Here is a 15,260-nt window from a genome sequence, read left to right as displayed (position 1 = left end):
ATCGATGATCCTGACAGCCCTTTTTTTACCCAAAAGCTGCCAGAGACATCTCTGACAGCTTTTTTCTGATCGTTTTTCTGATCGTTTCTGTTTTGTCTTTACTCAGGAATGTCGAAATATCTGGCGGCATTGTAGTAGCAGATGCCTTCCACAATCGGCTTGAGCATCGCATCGTCATCCGGGAACTCGCCGTTTTCGACCCAGCTGCCGATCGTATTGCACAGAATGCGACGGAAGTACTCGTGACGCGTATAGCTCAGGAAGCTGCGCGAATCCGTCAGCATGCCGATGAAGTTGCCCAGCACACCAAGACGTCCATAGATATGCAGATGGCGTTCCATGCCGTCCTTCGTATCCACAAACCACCAGGAAGCACCGAGCTGAACACGGCTCTTCACACTGGAATCCTGCTGGAAGCAGCCGGCCAGCGTCTCAAGGGCATCAAAGTCTTCCGGATTCAGCGAATAGAGAATCATCTTCGGGCACCTGCCGGCCATGGTCAGATCCGACAGAAGACTCTGAATTCCATGAATGCAGTCATGCGCATCCATGGCATCAAAGCCCGTATCCGCGCCAAGCAGATGGAAGTACTTCTCATTGGTGTTGCGCAGCGCATTGTAGTGCAGCTGCATCGCAACATTGCGCGCATCGTACATGCAGGCAAGCTGATACAGCAGCCAGCTCTGCCAGTCATCGCGATCCGCTTCGCTGATCGCTTCCCCTGCCATTGCCTTGCGGAACACTTCATCGGCACGCTTCTCATCGTTCCAGGCAGCGGTATGCGGAATCGTTTCAATGCCGTGATCCGAAGCGCGGCAGCCCATGCTTACAAAGAAGTCGAGACGCTTTTCCAGTGCTCTGGCGGCATCGGCTGCACTGTTGATCTCCATGCCTGCCGCTTTCCCGAGCTGCTTCATATAGCCGGCAAAGGAAGACTTCTGAATATTCAGTGCCAGATCCGGACGGAAGGAGGGCGCAACGATCGGCGCAAAGCTGCTGTCTTCTCTGAGCTTCTGATGCCACTCAAGCGAGTCAGCCGGGTCATCGGTCGTACCGATGAAGCGGACGCTGGACGATTCTATCAGGCCGCGGCAGGTGCAGTGCGGATCATTCTGCAGCATGTCATTGGCCTTATCCCAGATCTTCTGCGCATTGGCACCGCAGATCACATTCTCAATGCCGAAATACTTGCGCAGTTCCAGCTGGCACCAGTGATTCATCGGATTTCCGATCGTCTTCTCCAATGTTTCGCAGAAGTACTGGAACCGCTCACGGTCCGGCGCATCACCGGTAATGTATTCTTCGGGAACACCGTTGGCACGCATCAGCCGCCACTTATAGTGATCGCCATAATAGTAGTCGCTGCCGTCTTCTCTCTTCTGATGACCGCCAAGCCATACCTGTGCCAAATTGGTGAAACGCGTATCTTCATAGATATCCTTGGGCGGAATGTGGCAATGATAATCAATGATCGGAAGATTCTCCGCATATGAATGATACAGACGTTTCGCCGTTTCCGTTTCCAGCAGAAAATCCGGACCCATATATTCCTTCATACTCTTACTTTCACCTCTTAAAAGTTAATAAACCCTGCAATTACAACATCAATCGCACACAGCACATAGCCCATGTACCGCCAGCGGTTTTCCTCCTTGGACCATGCATTATCCGGCTGGGTTTTCTGACGCTGGGCAAAGTGAACCTTCGCCTTCAGAATCAGATACATGCCCGCAGCCAGAATCACGAGCATAATAATCATTCGCAGCATACACTCACCGTTTCCTTCCTGCAAAAGCACCTTTATTCTACCAAATCCCTATCATCCAAACGGTACTGCTCCACCCTCTTCATGGCCTGCAGTATCTTCTCTTTCGTCACGGGATAGGGAACGTGAATCAGCTCCTGATTGTTCGCCGTCACCTCAAGAACATCGCTCAGATCACTGTTGACATCAAGACCAAGATCCGCCAGTTTCAGCGGCAGACCGATCGACCTGTTGAAGGCATACACTTCCTCAAACATCTTCGTTTGAGCATCCATCATCAGCTGCACCAGTGTCCCGTAGCTGACGATCTCTCCATGAAGATGATGTTCCGCAACATCCCTGCGGACACTCAGGCCATAGTACAGCGCATGCGCCAGCGCACTGTTATAATCCGCGCCTACACTGACCGATACTAGTCCGGTTGTAACGATGATGTTCTGGACAACGATTTCCAGCGCAAACGATGTCTGTTTTCGATTGGCATCGGCAAGTGCTCTGGCACCATACTGCAGAATATCCTCATAGCAAAGCTCGCTTACTTTTATACCCAGCCTTGGTCCGTATGTCAGTTCATCGCCCCTTGCAGAAAAGGATGCCTCCACATGTTTTGCCATTGTGTCTCCCATACCTGCCCAAAGATAGCAATCCGGTGCCTCAGCAGCGACCTGAAGATCAATAAAACAATGCCGGGGAGGCTCGGAAAGCTGAACAATTTCCCTGAAGGCCCCCTGCTGCGTATACATGATGGCAATCCTGGTGACCGGGGCGCAGTTGCTTGCAATCGTAGGACACGTAAACACCGGCTTATGCATCACAAAGCCGGCATACTTGACCGTATCCATGCATTTGCCGCCACCGACAGCCAGAAGGAAGTCAGCGCTGGCTGCAGAAGAAGAATCAATGATACGCTGCGCATTTTCAAAGGAAGCCTCTTTGCCATAGCACTGCTGTTCGAGAATCCTGATGCCGGCCCGGCTCATGGCCGAAAGCACTTTCCCTCCCGCCGCCTTCCATGCATGTTCCCCGTAATAGATGGCACAGGTTGTTCCAGCCGAAGGAAGAATATCCGCAAAGGCATCATAGGCATCCGTACCGACCGATACGCGGGGTAGAAACAATGAATTCATCATTCGCTCCTTTGTAAAAAAGGCCGGGAAAACCCCGGCCCGAATGGATTGCGAAACTTACTCCTGGCTGTCGGAGAACGTAGCTCCGTAGCCATAACGGTTTGCTGAGCCGATGAGATCAATGTAGTCCATGACGAACTTCTTGATTGCGGCTTCTGCCGTCATCATGATTTCAAGATAGTTCGTGTTCGGATTCTCTTCCCACTTGGCCTTCATCGCCTTTTCAGCCGCATGGAATGCATCGGTGCAGACATTGATCTTGTTGATGCCCCCGGCAACCGCCTTGCGAATGTTCTCTTCACCCGAACCGGAACCGCCATGAAGAACCAGCGGCATCTTGAGTTCAGCCTTCAGCTCGGCAAGACGGTCGAAGTCCAGCTTCGGAACCATGCCCTTCGGATAGTCACCATGCGCCGTTCCGATGGCAACGGCCAGCGCATCGATGCCGGTACGATCGACATAGTCACGTGCCTGGGCAACATTGGTGTAGAGATCCAGATGCTCGTTATCGCCGACATTCGCCTGACCAACATGACCCAGCTCACCTTCAACGCAGATGTCCCGTGCATGCGCAAGAGCGACGATGTTGGAAACACGGGCAACGTTTTCCTCATACGGCAGCGAAGAAGCGTCGATCATTACCGACGAGAAGCCCCAGCGCATGGCAGCGACTTCATCCTCGAACGTGGAACCATGATCCAGGTTGAGAGCGACCGGAACATCGACACGCTCGGCCATCTCCTTGATCATCGGAACCATCTCGCTTGGATGCGCAAGTTTCTTCATCTGGCCGACACCGATATTGATAATAATCGGCGAATGCTTTTCAGCAGCGGCACTGATGACGGCGCGCGCCATCTCCATGTTTACGCTGTTGACCGCCATGACGGCGTAGTTGTGCTCATTGGCATCCTTGAGAATATACTTCATCGACTCATACATAAACTATATCTTCCTCCTGTTCGTATGATTCTGCTGTTAATACATAACCAAGGGCAGAGCCGAACGACTCTGCCCTGTTCAAAATCAATCGTTACTGAATGTTGATGTCCAGGTTGTCATCAACCTTCTCTTCAACGTTTTCACTCTCATCCAGCGGCTTCTTCAGTACTGCATACAGAATTGCTGTAACGATCGTGCCAACGGCAAGAGCGAGAAGGAATGCACCAGGATTCGTGGTGACCGGAACGATGAAGATACCGCCATGAGCTGCAGGTGTATGGCAGCCCATTGCCATGACCATGCCGCCGGCAATTGCGGAACCAATCATCGAAGACGGAATGACACGCAGAGGATCTTCCGCTGCAAACGGCAGAACACCTTCGGTAATGAAGCAGAGTCCCATCGGGATGCAGGTGATACCGGCATCACGCTGTTCCTGCGTGAACTTGTTCTTGGCAATGATCGTAGCGATGCCGATTCCCAGAGGAGGAGTCATGCCGCCGACAATCTTTGCAGATTCGGCCGAAGAACCGATGCCCGTGCCATCCGGATCATCCGCAAACAGAGCATTTGCTGCCATGGATGCAGTCTTGTTGATCGGGCCGCCCATATCGAAGCCCATGCAGGCACCGATAACAGCACCGATAATGAACAGAGAGCCGGAAGACAGACTCTGAATCCAGTTCTGGAAAGCAGTCATCACCAGAGCCATCGGCTTGCAGATGATCCAGAAGAACAGAGAGCCGGAAATCAGCGTAGCCAGCACCGGAATGATCAGAACCGGCATCAGACCCTGCAGCGCCTTCGGCAGCTTCCACTTCTCCATCCAGAGAACGATGACACCGACGATGTAAGCCATCAGCATTGCGCCAAGGAAGCCTGCCTTTGCCTGGTTAGCGGTATAACCGATGATGAACGCCGGAACAATCCCCGGACGGTCTGCCATCGAGTATGCGATACCGGCAGCCAGAACGCCGCAGACGAAGCTCATCGCAAAGTCAGACAGCTTCGAGATTGCCCACCAGTACTGCGTCCAGTTGAATGCATTGAGGTTCGAGAATGCTGTTGCACCAGCTTCCGGACCCAAGGATCCGATGGTGTATCCGCCAAGGCCCTTTGCAAGAGCTCCCAGGATACCACCGGCGACGACCATAGGAATCATGAATGAGATTCCGGTCATCAAGTGCTTCTTAAATTCCTGCCACTTCATAAACCTTTGTTTATCCCCTTTCTGTGATTCGGTTTACTGAGTTGAATCCAAACTTCATTTACTTCTTGCCGAGCTTCTTCTGGATCGTCGCGATCAGACTCTTCGGATTCTTCATTGCGACACTGATCGGAATGTCAACGACCGGCTTTCCAGCAAAACGCTCTGTGCCATGAACAGCAATGTCATGAGCAAGAATGACGACATCAGCATTCTTTACATCTTCTGCGGTCAGTTCATTCTGGACACCGATGGTGCCCTGGGTTTCAATCTTGCACTGGCACCCTGCTTCTTCCGCTGCCTTCTGAATTTTCTCGGCAACGATGTAAGTGTGTGCAATACCCGCTGTACATGCGGTAACTCCAATAATCTTCATGATGAACTCCTTTCTTTGAAACCGTTTACTGCGCTGTTACCTAAAATATATCGTTCACAAATCAGCGAATAAGAATTTTGCGTACCGGATAAACGGCATTTTTTTATTTATTTAAGTAAACCGGTTAGTAAACAAAAAGGTAAACCGTATTACTATCGCAGAAAAAGGATGCGCCGATGTAAGCGCATCCTTTTCGTTTTTTTCCGTTTTTTATACTTGAATTACCGTTTTTTACTCAGAACTTGATGTCCAGGTCAACGATCTTTTCGGACTCATCAGTCGCCGAACCTTCCAGTTCCTCATCCCCGCACAGGATCAGATGAATGATTTCATCCGCCGTCTGCGCCTTCTGCAGCGCCTTGACGCGCGCATCGTTGCCAAGCTTGCCGGCCAGCTGGCTCAGCAGCTTCATGTGGTTTTCGGCAAAGGAAGAATCCGCACTGACACAGAACAGAAAGATCAGCCGCGTATCCTGCCAGCCGCCATCCTCAATCGAGCTTTCCCAGCGGATCGGATTGACCGTACGGCCGATGGCAATGCCGATTTTCTTCACTGTCTTCGATTTTCCGTGAGGAATCGAAAGCTGCGAGCCCATGCCGGTCGGGCCTTCCGCCTCCCGCACAAAAATATCATCTACAAACTGTTTCACATCGCCAATGTAGCCATTGGCCAGAAGGCGCCCGCTCAGATTCTCAAGCACCTCGCGCTTCGTCGTACCTTCCACCTGCAGATCTACAATCGCAGGATTCAGAATTTCACTCAGATCCATAATCCGCCCTTTCTCTTCCAGTCAGCGCAGTTCTCGAAAAAGGTTCATTGAATATGTTGTGTTACTGAATCAAATAATAATACAGATCGACCGGATTCGTAAACTGGTTTATTTTACTGACAAGCTCCTTGGAACCGGTCAGACGGAGGAACTGCCGGTAAAAAGCCTGCCATTTTTTCAGTTCCACTTCATTGTTCATCCGGATATTCAGAAGAAACACCGTATCAACCTTCTCATTGCCCCAGTCAATCGGCGTATCCAGCGTCGCAATCACGATCTTCGACTCGTTGGTGTAGCGCATATTGCCATGGGGAATCGCAACGCCCTGACCGATCGACGTCGTGGCGGCCGCTTCCCTCTTCATCACACTCTGCAGATAGCGGCTGCTCGCATAGCCTTTTTTCTTCAGCCTCAGACACATATCCCGCAGAAGATCTTCCTTCGAATCGTAGTGGACTCTTGTCATCAGAAGATCAGGTTCAAACAGCTGATGGCAAACCGGGTCAAAGTGAAACTGCTTCTTCATCTCACGTTCCATCCGCAGATCATTGATGCGGGAATGGATCGCTTCCATATCATCTTCCCCGATCGTCTCCTTGATCAGAAGGACTCTGGGATCGTCCCCGTCCAGCGGAACGGTCGTCAGAATCAGGTCGGCATCCGGCCATGCATGCGAGCGGAACTCATGTGCCGTCACATCCTCTAGGCGGGAAATATCACGGCTCCAGCGCATGATCCGCTCATGCGCAAGACGCATGACACTGCGGTTCTGCCCCATGACCAGCAGCGCATGGACAGGACGGGAAACAGAGTCAATCGCACTCTGGATGTAAAGGGCAATGTAGCTCAGCTCATCATCGTTGATTGAGAAGTAGAAGTACTCCTCAAACAGCGTCGAAATCAGCCACGTCACGCGCAGAGTCATAATGAACTCCTTGCGTACATAGGCATTGACGGTCGACTCCAGCGGCTGTCCGTATTTGACCCGGAACATCAGTGCCCGGATATGATTCAACAGGCCCGAATACAGATCCTGATCCTTCGTCAGATCAATGTTCAGCACCTGCGATACAACGAGAATCGCCTTTTTGACAAAGCTGCTCAGCTTTTCGCCATACTCCCGAACCATCTCTTCCGGCGTTTCCGTGTTGCCCGCCGAAATGACCCGGGAACACAGAATCTGAATCGTCAGATACTGCACCTCTTCCCTTCGATTCTCCAGTCCGATCCGTTCATTGACCGTCGAATAGACGGTTGCGGCAAAATTGTATTCGTTATACTGCTCCAGTGCTTCGCCATCATAGTTCAGCTTCAGAAGATACTGGTTCTGCATGTTTTCGTAGGATGCAATGCATACGCAGGTCAGAATTTCAACGAACGAAGAGTCCGTAAAGCTGAAATTCCACTCCTTCTCCACCTTCACGAGGCAGTCCTGAATCAATGCCACATCAAGATGCGGAAACAGATACGATAGTTCGCTCTGCGCATCCTGCGGCTGCACCATCATCAGAAGATAGGCAGTGACCGCCTGGCGGTAGGATGACTCGCTGCCCGCCAGCGTAATGCCCCGGTTGCGCACCATCTGCAGCTGCATGCCGCTGGAGGACAGCCACTGTCCGCATTCACGGATCAGCTTGGCTGCCGTCGGAGCCGAAAGATACAAAGCATCCGCAACCTGGTTGACGGTTACCGGATCCGAAAAGACAGCGCGCAGAATCATGCGCAGCGCCGGCTTCAGGCGTTCCTGGTCCAGCACCGCCTGCGGCGTATCCTGACGTGCAAACAGAGCCAGCAGTTGTTCCTTCTGCCCCGGAACGCATTCCAGCACAACGCCCTTGCGCGGTCGTGCCGTCAAATGGCCGAGATTCTGCTGTCCTAGTATTTCATTTGCAGTGGCAATCCGCTTGCGTACCGTCTTCTCGGAAATGCCGACATTCGCCGCAATCTGCTGCGCCGCCATCGCCTTTCCATCCAGCAGCTGCTGAATGATTGCCATTGCCTCCTGTGTTTCCTTTTTCTGGTTCATTTCTTCGAGGTGCCTTCCACTGTCCTGGCCACACAGTCAAGAATCTGCTGATCACTCATGGTCGCACCGGTGACATTTTTCAGCTCATTCAAAACATCCGCAGCGTGGATGCACCGGATGTCGCTTTTCAGCTGCGAAACGTCGGCCTGATCCGGAAAGCACAGGCGCGTCTCCAGATGCACATCCGGATAGGTACGGGCAAGACGCAGAAGATAGGTTTCGATATACGGCGTCGGATTGGTAATGCGCCGGCTGACAGTCTCCTTCTTTTCCTGACGGGTGACGATCCAGTCCGCATCCTTGGCCTTGCCGCGGAAGGTTCCTTCCGTAATCAGATAGGCAATGACCATGATGCCGCGGCTGTAGAACACGGTAACAATTCTCGCCACCGTATGCCCCTTGTCATCCACCTTTGAATACAGCAGGCGGCTGGTACCGATCTCGCGGCGCAACGTAAAGCTTTGACTTGCGTCCTGACGGATGGCAGCGTGCCAGAAGTAGCCGATGAAACCGCCGAACAGTTCGCCCAGCGGAGAATTTTTATATTCCGGATACATGCGGGCAGCCTGAAACGCCCACCCGGTCAAAATGAACAGAAGAATGAAAAGCAGAAGAAGTGTCAGATTATTCATATGGATTTCCTCATATCCGCACGCAGGATCTTCAGATTCTGCTCTTTTGAAAGCCGATCCAGCCAATCGGCGCCCGCTCCGTCCGTAATGATGCCTGAAATATCCTTCCAGCAGGCAAAGCGGCGGCAGCCGCGGGAAACATACTTGCGATGATCCGCCAGAATCCAGCCCCGCTGACTGTGGCCAAGAACATAGCTTTTGATTCTGGCCTCCGAAAGATTGGTATTGGTGCAGCCCTCCACATCGATGCCGACGGTTGCCACAAAGGCCTGATCAAACTGGTAGTTCACCGTATCCGGGATCATGCAGTTGGCACTGTGATCCAGCTCACCGCCCAGCACAATCGTACGGATCATCGGCACTGCCCGCAGCTGATCAAGCACCAGCAATGAATGGGTTACGACCGTGAGATTTTTCCGTGTGCTCAAAAACGGAACCATGCGGCAGACGGTCGTTCCCGAATCGAGAAAAATGACCTGACCGTCCTCGACCTGTTCGGCAGCCAGGGCGGCAATGGCCCTTTTTTCCTCCGCGCACTCCTGATCCCGCTTAATCGCGGCAGGAACCGTAAACTGGACAGGCGATCCCTTCCATACAACGCCGCCATACACCTTTTCTATCACGCCCTGCGCACACAAGGATGCGATGTCACGGCGCATCGTCTGCACGCTGACGTTAAAATGGCTGCTCAGATCTTCGAGCGACGCACTGCCGTGTTCCTCAATATACTGTTCAACAGAACTGATCCGTTCGTACTTCATTTGATTGATTATATCCGATCTGCCTGGTCACTTCTTCATTGCAAGCGATGCTCTCAATACGCTGACCGCCTTCTTTACACCAAGCTCCGGGGATGTCAGTACCGGAACCTTCACATCGCCAAGATACGGAAGAATCGCCGTCATCGAGCCCTGGGCAAGTACGATGCAGTCATGATCCAAAGCTGCCTGATCAATTGCCTGCTTGACGAGGCGGTTATGTTCCTCAACCTTTCCCGCCATGACCATGTCCATGGCTCCGTCCACAAGAATCGAATCTACACTCGCATCACTGCCGGCTTCCGCAATCTTGCGCTTCAGCAGGCGCGTCGAAGGATCGACCGTCGAAGCAACCGTCGCAATCAGGGCAATGTGATGACCGATCCTGGCTGCCGTTTCATCCATTGCCTCATCAATGCGCACAACCGGGATATCGACGCCTTTGGCCGCAATGTCGGCCGCATCACCGACGGAGCTGCACTGATTGAAGATCAGGTCGGCGCCGCAGTCCTCGGCAATCTTGAAATAGGCACTCATCCGGGAAATGATGCCCGGCGTGATATAGCCGACGGTCTTGACCTCTTCGATCAGAGAATCATCGACGATGCTGTAGTACTCCACATCCGGAGCATATTTATGAAACAGAGCCTTCAGATCGTTATAGGAAACGTTGCTGGTATGAACTGCATAGATTTTTGTCATGATTATTTCTCCTGTCCATTTTCACGATCAATGTATCATATTTTTGTCATTTTATGATCATCTTTTGATAAATTGATGTTACTATCAAGGGGACAAGGAAGAAGGACAGATATGGAATACATTCATCTGGATCAAAGCCGGCCATTGGATCTCATTCTACTCGGGCGCATTGCCATTGACTTCAACCCCGCCTGGAACGATCAGGTCAAGGAAGACTTCAAGCCGCTCAGGAAGGTACACAATTTCGAATTGTATGTCGGCGGTTCTCCGGCCAACGTTGCCCTTGGGACGCGGAAGCACGGCATGAAGGTCGGCTTCATCGGCATGGTCAGCGATGATCAGTTCGGCGACTTCGTGACGGAATATTTTGCGGATCACGGCATTGACACAAGCCGCATCGTGCGGGCAAAGCACGGTGAAAAACTCGGCCTTACCTTTACGGAAATGTGTTCCGCAACCGAAAGCCATATCCTGATGTACCGGAACATGGCTGCCGATCTCAGCCTGGATGTGGATGACATCGATGAAGCCTACATTGCCTCAAGCAAGGCACTGCTGATCTCGGGCTGTGCCCTTGCCCAGTCGCCGAGCAGAGAAGCAGCGCTGAAGGCAATGATGTATGCCGAAAAGGTTCATACGCCGGTCATCTTCGATATCGACTACCGGGAATACAACTGGAAGAATCCGGATGAAATCAGCATCTACTATACGCTGGCCGCCCGTCAGGCATCGATCATCATGGGATCGCGGGAAGAGTTTGATCTCACGGAACGTCTGATCCGCCCAGGCATGAGCGATGAAGAAAGCGCCGCCTACTGGGAAAAGTTCCATGCCAGGGTATGCGTGATCAAGCACGGCATGCAGGGTTCCACGGCCTATACGGCTGACGGTCAGAAATATTCGATCAAGCCCTTCCCTGTCCATGCCCGCAAGGGATTCGGCGGGGGCGATGGATATGCGTCCGGCTTCCTGTATGGAATCTATCAGGGCTGGGACATGACGAAGTGTCTGGAATTCGGCTCTGCAGAAGCGAGTATGATGGTACGCGCCAACAACTGCTCTGATGCCCTTCCTTCGACGGAAGAAGTACAGCAGTTCATTGACGAAGAAAAGAAACAATATGGCGAACAGGTTGCCAGAATGGAGGATTGAACATGAAGGTATTCGGCTACGGAAAATTTAATGAAAACGGCGAAATGCCACTGGTCAGCTACGAGGGTGAATATGCCCACATGAACATGGACATCCGTGTCTATGCCATGAAGAAGTATCAGATCCGCTCCTTCGAAAAGCCGGAGGAAGAGATGGCGGTTCTTCTGCTGAGCGGCGACATCACCTACCAGTGGGAAGGAAAGTCGGAGAATGCACATCGAAAGGATGTCTTCACCGACGGCCCCTACGCTCTGCATGTTTCAAAAGATACGCCGGTCAGCGTCATGGCTTTGAGCGACTGTGAGATTCTGGTGCAGTGCACGAAGAATGAGCGTGTTTTTGCCAGCCGCCTCTATACTCCGGCCGATGCGCCGTGGAAGTATTCCTGCAAGGGTCTTTACGGCAATACGGCAAACCGCCGCGTCAATACGATCTTCGATCATGACATCTGCCCCGAATCAAATATGGTCCTGGGCGAAGTGCTCAACGACCGCGGCAACTGGTCCGGCTATCTGCCCCACCGTCACCCGCAGCCGGAGTGCTACTTCTTCAAGTTTGACCGCCCGGAAGGCTTCGGTGCATCCTTTGTCGGCGATGATGTGTTCAAGTCCGTGAACAACAGCTTCTCAGCCATCCCCGGCGGCCGCCTGCATCCGCAGTCCGCTGCCCCCGGCTACCAGATGTACACCTGCTGGATGATCCGTCACATTGACGGAAACCCGTGGCTGCAGACCGACCGGTGTGAAGACGAAGCCTTCACCTGGATGCACGACGCTAAATCCTGATCACGATACAAACAACCGGAGGAGCAAGCATCCCTCCGGTTGTTTTATCAGCAAAGAAAGAAAAGGGGAAAAAGAAAAAAGCGGCCACAGACTGCGGACGCTTTCAATGATCATAGAGATGTATTGGGAACCTTTTCCACGTGGAGCTTAATGGTGTTGGGAATGCGGATCAGTTCAATGCCTGCCGCCTCCAGCATGCGTCTTGATGCCTTCATCGCCTCGGTATCGGCATACTTGTCAGACTCATAAACGATGCGCTTGATACCGCTTTGAATGATGGACTTGGCACATTCATTGCACGGGAACAGCGAAACATACAGTGTGCAGTCCTGCAGCGAGCGCGGCGCATTGAGAATGGCATTCAGCTCCGCATGAACGACATACAGATACTTGCTGTTGAGGCCGTCTCCATCCCGATCCCAGGGGAAGACGTCGTCGCTGCAGCCTTTCGGAAAGCCATTGTAGCCCACCGAAACAACCCGGTGGTTTTCATCGACAATTGCCGCACCAACCTGTGTATGGGGATCCTTGGAACGCAGCGCACTCAGATGCGCAAGCCCCATAAAATACTCATCCCAGGTCAGTACCTGATCACTTGGCCGTTTTCCTGTCATAGCTGTCTCCCTTCATTGATCAAAGCCATACAGTTTCAGCAGCCGGTTCCACATCTGACTGCTGTAACTGCTCATTCCATGTTCATCAAGAACCATCAGAATCTGCCGGTCCGTACCCAGATATACTTCATCCGGGTCAATGGTCCGCTGTTTAACCACAGATGAAACAAGCACGATGGCAAAAAACGCAAAGCATACCGTAAAGCTCCGGCGCAGTTTCTGCGAAAGGCGGGGATCGGGATCTACCACCATCGCCAGCAGACCTCCGCACACAAAGCCGCCGAAGTGCGCCTGCCAGGCAACCTGCGGCAAAAAGTTGATCAGCAGGTTCAGACCGGCCATTTCAATCATACTGCGCCGGATCCCCGGCAGTCTCCACGCACGCAGATACGTCAGGCGGATGAAATAGGCTGCCATCAGTCCGTACAGACCGCCCGACAGCCCGACGGCTATCGTATTGTGACCGCCTGCCATCAGAAAGAGAAAACCGCATACGGTCGACGCCAGCAGGAGAATCCCGTAGCGCAGCGAACCGTAATATGGCTCCATCATCCGGCCCAGCGAATACAGCGCCAGCATGTTCATGACCAGATGCCACAAGCCTCCATGCACAAACCCGGCCGTCAATAACCGCCACCACTCGCCGCAGAGAATCCACGGCTTATAGTAGGCACCGGCAAGAATCTCGGCGTTAATCTGTGAAATGCCGCTGTGCTGCAACAGCAGAGAGACACCATAATTCAGCGCACAGACCGCAATCACCACCCAGGTCAGCGGCATCCGCTGCTTCTTCATGCCTCTGTTTCTCCGCGCAGAATCGTCAGCAGCTTCTCGAAATAGTCGGGAAGCGGCGCTTCAAACGTCATTTCTTTCCCAGTACGGGGATGAACAAAGGTCAGCCGGTAGGCATGCAGAACCTGCCCCTGCGTATCCATATACCTGCAGGCATGACCATACTTCTCATCCCCCATTACCGGATGACCGATAAACTTCATATGGACACGAATCTGATGGGTCCTTCCCGTATCCAGCGCACACTGAATGAAGCTGGCATGGGCATAGCGCTCCAGAACATGGAAGCGTGTCCGTGCTTCTCTGCCCTTTTCAGTGACCGTCATCTTCTGCCGATCCCGCGCATCACGGCCGATCGGCGCATCGATCAGACCATCATCATCCCTCAGTACACCTTCCACAACCGCCTTGTATTCTCTATGGCAGGTCTTATCCTGCAGCTGGAGGGCAATGGCGCGATGCGCAAAATCGTTCTTGCACGCGACCAGGCATCCGGTCGTATCCTTATCAATTCGATGCACGATTCCCGGCCGCAGTACACCATTGATACCGGAAAGATCCCGGCAATGGTACAGCAGCGCATTCACCAGTGTCCCCGTATAAACACCGGGGGCCGGGTGGACGACCATTCCTTTCGGCTTGTTGATGACAATCACATCCGAATCTTCATACAGAATATCCAGAGGAATACTCCCCGGTTCAATCGCCAGCGGTTCATCGTCCGGAATCTCTGCTTCAACAACATCATCGACTTCAAGCTTATAGGCACTCTTGACCGGCTGACCGTTCACCTTCACCAGGCCAAGCTCGCACAGCTGCTGGGCCCGGGTGCGGGAAATCGATGAAACGGTGCTCAGATACTTGTCAACCCGAACACCGTCTTCTTCCGATGTAAACAACTCTCTGCTCATGCCTTTTTCTCCGTCAGCCATACGCCAATCACCAGCAGAATGACACCGAATGTCAGCGCCACATCCGCGACATTGAACACCGGGAAACTGTAGTGGAAAGGATACCATTCAAAGAAGTCGCGTACATATCCAAAGCGCAGGCGGTCAATCAGGTTGCCGGCCGCTCCCGAAATCAGAAGAGCATACGCAATGATCAGCAGCCGCTGCTTCTTTTTCTTCACCTGCAGCAGGCCGTACAGCAGAATGCCGATCGCCACGAAGGCAATCAGCTCCAGAAGCACAGTCTTCCCCGCCAGCATGCTCCAGGCGGCGCCTTCATTCTTCAGATAGGTAATGTAAAAATAATTGGGAATTACCTCGATCGGAAGCGATGTACTGAACTGAACCACAGCCTTCGACCATTGATCAATGATCAGTACCGCCGCAATCACCAGAATTTCCATTAGTGCTGTTCCTTCCAGGCTTCCAGCCCCTTCGCAATCTGATCCGGGCAGGATGTCGGCTTCATTCCGCAGGTAATGCCATCCAGCCGTTTGATCACTTCATCAACATCCATCCCCTGAACCAGGGAAGCGATGCCCTTCAGATTGCCGTTGCAGCCATGGACGACTTCCAGATTCTTTACCTTATGGTCCTCAATATCAAAGATCATCTCTGTTGAGCATGTGCCCTTGGGATGATAAATATAACGCTCACTCATAC

The 15,260-nt window shown here is 52.5% G+C and carries 18 protein-coding genes; 2 read left to right on the top strand and 16 right to left on the bottom strand.

From position 1 onward, the window contains the following. Positions 1-98: 98 nt before the first annotated feature. From uxaC to C1714_RS08815, 11 genes are all read right to left on the bottom strand, one after another. Positions 99-1,556, bottom strand: a complete 1,458-nt coding sequence (gene uxaC / locus C1714_RS08865) for a glucuronate isomerase (protein ID WP_102342830.1) — start codon at positions 1,554-1,556, stop codon at positions 99-101. A gap of 17 nt (positions 1,557-1,573) precedes the next feature. Beyond that, complete coding sequence (locus C1714_RS08860; protein ID WP_102342829.1) at positions 1,574-1,768, bottom strand: hypothetical protein; 195 nt, start codon at positions 1,766-1,768, stop codon at positions 1,574-1,576. Between the two features lie 32 nt (positions 1,769-1,800). Then, on the bottom strand, positions 1,801-2,892 hold the full coding sequence (locus C1714_RS08855; protein ID WP_210115285.1) for an iron-containing alcohol dehydrogenase family protein: 1,092 nt from the start codon (positions 2,890-2,892) through the stop codon (positions 1,801-1,803). Positions 2,893-2,949: 57 nt separating this feature from the next. Next, positions 2,950-3,834 carry a class II fructose-bisphosphate aldolase gene (locus C1714_RS08850; protein WP_102342827.1) on the bottom strand — a complete coding sequence of 295 codons (885 nt, stop codon included), beginning with the start codon at positions 3,832-3,834 and terminating at the stop codon, positions 2,950-2,952. Between the two features lie 91 nt (positions 3,835-3,925). After that, a complete protein-coding gene (locus C1714_RS08845) occupies positions 3,926-5,044 on the bottom strand; it encodes a PTS fructose transporter subunit IIC (RefSeq protein ID WP_102342826.1) in 1,119 nt (372 codons plus the stop codon). 58 nt (positions 5,045-5,102) lie between these two features. Next, positions 5,103-5,417 (bottom strand): PTS fructose transporter subunit IIB, encoded by a 315-nt coding sequence (locus tag C1714_RS08840; protein ID WP_102342825.1) that lies wholly within the window; start codon positions 5,415-5,417, stop codon positions 5,103-5,105. Between the two features lie 235 nt (positions 5,418-5,652). Then, positions 5,653-6,186, bottom strand: coding sequence for a PTS sugar transporter subunit IIA (locus tag C1714_RS08835; protein ID WP_102342824.1), 534 nt, complete (start codon positions 6,184-6,186; stop codon positions 5,653-5,655). A gap of 61 nt (positions 6,187-6,247) precedes the next feature. Beyond that, entirely contained in the window at positions 6,248-8,212 is a 1,965-nt protein-coding gene (locus C1714_RS08830) for a BglG family transcription antiterminator (RefSeq protein ID WP_102342823.1), read from the bottom strand. Then, on the bottom strand, positions 8,209-8,844 hold the full coding sequence (locus tag C1714_RS08825) for a hypothetical protein (RefSeq protein ID WP_102342822.1): 636 nt from the start codon (positions 8,842-8,844) through the stop codon (positions 8,209-8,211). The genes C1714_RS08830 and C1714_RS08825 overlap by 4 nt, the downstream gene beginning before the upstream one ends. Continuing rightward, a complete protein-coding gene (locus tag C1714_RS08820; protein ID WP_102342821.1) occupies positions 8,841-9,605 on the bottom strand; it encodes a DeoR/GlpR family DNA-binding transcription regulator in 765 nt (254 codons plus the stop codon). The genes C1714_RS08825 and C1714_RS08820 overlap by 4 nt, the downstream gene beginning before the upstream one ends. A 27-nt stretch (positions 9,606-9,632) precedes the next feature. Continuing rightward, positions 9,633-10,304: an aspartate/glutamate racemase family protein gene (locus C1714_RS08815; RefSeq protein ID WP_102342820.1), complete on the bottom strand. Its 672-nt coding sequence runs from the start codon at positions 10,302-10,304 to the stop codon at positions 9,633-9,635. A 111-nt stretch (positions 10,305-10,415) separates the two neighbouring features. Between C1714_RS08815 and iolC the strand changes: the two genes are divergently transcribed. Beyond that, on the top strand, positions 10,416-11,456 hold the full coding sequence (iolC, locus tag C1714_RS08810; RefSeq protein ID WP_102342819.1) for a 5-dehydro-2-deoxygluconokinase: 1,041 nt from the start codon (positions 10,416-10,418) through the stop codon (positions 11,454-11,456). Positions 11,457-11,458: 2 nt separating this feature from the next. Next, complete coding sequence (locus C1714_RS08805; RefSeq protein WP_210115284.1) at positions 11,459-12,241, top strand: 5-deoxy-glucuronate isomerase; 783 nt, start codon at positions 11,459-11,461, stop codon at positions 12,239-12,241. A 110-nt stretch (positions 12,242-12,351) separates the two neighbouring features. Here the strand turns inward: C1714_RS08805 and C1714_RS08800 are convergent, their stop codons facing one another. From C1714_RS08800 to C1714_RS08780, 5 genes are read right to left on the bottom strand one after another with little or no spacing between them, the layout of a single operon-like run. Then, complete coding sequence (locus C1714_RS08800; RefSeq protein ID WP_102342818.1) at positions 12,352-12,855, bottom strand: deoxycytidylate deaminase; 504 nt, start codon at positions 12,853-12,855, stop codon at positions 12,352-12,354. 12 nt (positions 12,856-12,867) lie between these two features. Then, entirely contained in the window at positions 12,868-13,650 is a 783-nt protein-coding gene (locus C1714_RS08795; RefSeq protein WP_102342817.1) for a rhomboid family intramembrane serine protease, read from the bottom strand. Further along, a complete protein-coding gene (locus tag C1714_RS08790) occupies positions 13,647-14,558 on the bottom strand; it encodes an RluA family pseudouridine synthase (RefSeq protein WP_102342816.1) in 912 nt (303 codons plus the stop codon). The genes C1714_RS08795 and C1714_RS08790 overlap by 4 nt, the downstream gene beginning before the upstream one ends. Continuing rightward, entirely contained in the window at positions 14,555-15,001 is a 447-nt protein-coding gene (gene lspA, locus C1714_RS08785; protein WP_102342815.1) for a signal peptidase II, read from the bottom strand. Before lspA ends, C1714_RS08790 begins: the two co-directional genes overlap by 4 nt. Continuing rightward, positions 15,001-15,258: a TIGR03905 family TSCPD domain-containing protein gene (locus tag C1714_RS08780; RefSeq protein WP_102342814.1), complete on the bottom strand. Its 258-nt coding sequence runs from the start codon at positions 15,256-15,258 to the stop codon at positions 15,001-15,003. Before C1714_RS08780 ends, lspA begins: the two co-directional genes overlap by 1 nt. Positions 15,259-15,260 lie beyond the last annotated feature (2 nt).

It is taken from the genome of Galactobacillus timonensis (genome assembly GCF_900240265.1).
GTDB classification, from domain to species: domain Bacteria; phylum Bacillota_I; class Bacilli_A; order Erysipelotrichales; family Erysipelotrichaceae; genus Bulleidia; species Bulleidia timonensis.
This window is presented reverse-complemented; position numbering and strand designations above follow the sequence as displayed.

Bases quoted from the DNA above. Each gene is read 5' to 3' on its own strand.
- C1714_RS08825 (WP_102342822.1), bottom strand. From the start codon at position 8,844: ATGAATAATCTGACACTTCTTCTGCTTTTCATTCTTCTGTTCATTTTG.
- C1714_RS08800 (WP_102342818.1), bottom strand. From the start codon at position 12,855: ATGACAGGAAAACGGCCAAGTGATCAGGTACTGACCTGGGATGAGTAT.
- lspA (WP_102342815.1), bottom strand. From the start codon at position 15,001: ATGGAAATTCTGGTGATTGCGGCGGTACTGATCATTGATCAATGGTCG.
- C1714_RS08845 (WP_102342826.1), bottom strand. From the start codon at position 5,044: ATGAAGTGGCAGGAATTTAAGAAGCACTTGATGACCGGAATCTCATTC.
- C1714_RS08805 (WP_210115284.1), top strand. From the start codon at position 11,459: ATGAAGGTATTCGGCTACGGAAAATTTAATGAAAACGGCGAAATGCCA.
- C1714_RS08830 (WP_102342823.1), bottom strand. From the start codon at position 8,212: ATGAACCAGAAAAAGGAAACACAGGAGGCAATGGCAATCATTCAGCAG.
- C1714_RS08790 (WP_102342816.1), bottom strand. From the start codon at position 14,558: ATGAGCAGAGAGTTGTTTACATCGGAAGAAGACGGTGTTCGGGTTGAC.
- C1714_RS08835 (WP_102342824.1), bottom strand. From the start codon at position 6,186: ATGGATCTGAGTGAAATTCTGAATCCTGCGATTGTAGATCTGCAGGTG.
- C1714_RS08795 (WP_102342817.1), bottom strand. From the start codon at position 13,650: ATGAAGAAGCAGCGGATGCCGCTGACCTGGGTGGTGATTGCGGTCTGT.
- C1714_RS08850 (WP_102342827.1), bottom strand. From the start codon at position 3,834: ATGTATGAGTCGATGAAGTATATTCTCAAGGATGCCAATGAGCACAAC.
- C1714_RS08860 (WP_102342829.1), bottom strand. From the start codon at position 1,768: ATGCTGCGAATGATTATTATGCTCGTGATTCTGGCTGCGGGCATGTAT.
- iolC (WP_102342819.1), top strand. From the start codon at position 10,416: ATGGAATACATTCATCTGGATCAAAGCCGGCCATTGGATCTCATTCTA.
- C1714_RS08840 (WP_102342825.1), bottom strand. From the start codon at position 5,417: ATGAAGATTATTGGAGTTACCGCATGTACAGCGGGTATTGCACACACT.
- C1714_RS08815 (WP_102342820.1), bottom strand. From the start codon at position 10,304: ATGACAAAAATCTATGCAGTTCATACCAGCAACGTTTCCTATAACGAT.
- uxaC (WP_102342830.1), bottom strand. From the start codon at position 1,556: ATGAAGGAATATATGGGTCCGGATTTTCTGCTGGAAACGGAAACGGCG.
- C1714_RS08780 (WP_102342814.1), bottom strand. From the start codon at position 15,258: ATGAGTGAGCGTTATATTTATCATCCCAAGGGCACATGCTCAACAGAG.
- C1714_RS08820 (WP_102342821.1), bottom strand. From the start codon at position 9,605: ATGAAGTACGAACGGATCAGTTCTGTTGAACAGTATATTGAGGAACAC.
- C1714_RS08855 (WP_210115285.1), bottom strand. From the start codon at position 2,892: ATGAATTCATTGTTTCTACCCCGCGTATCGGTCGGTACGGATGCCTAT.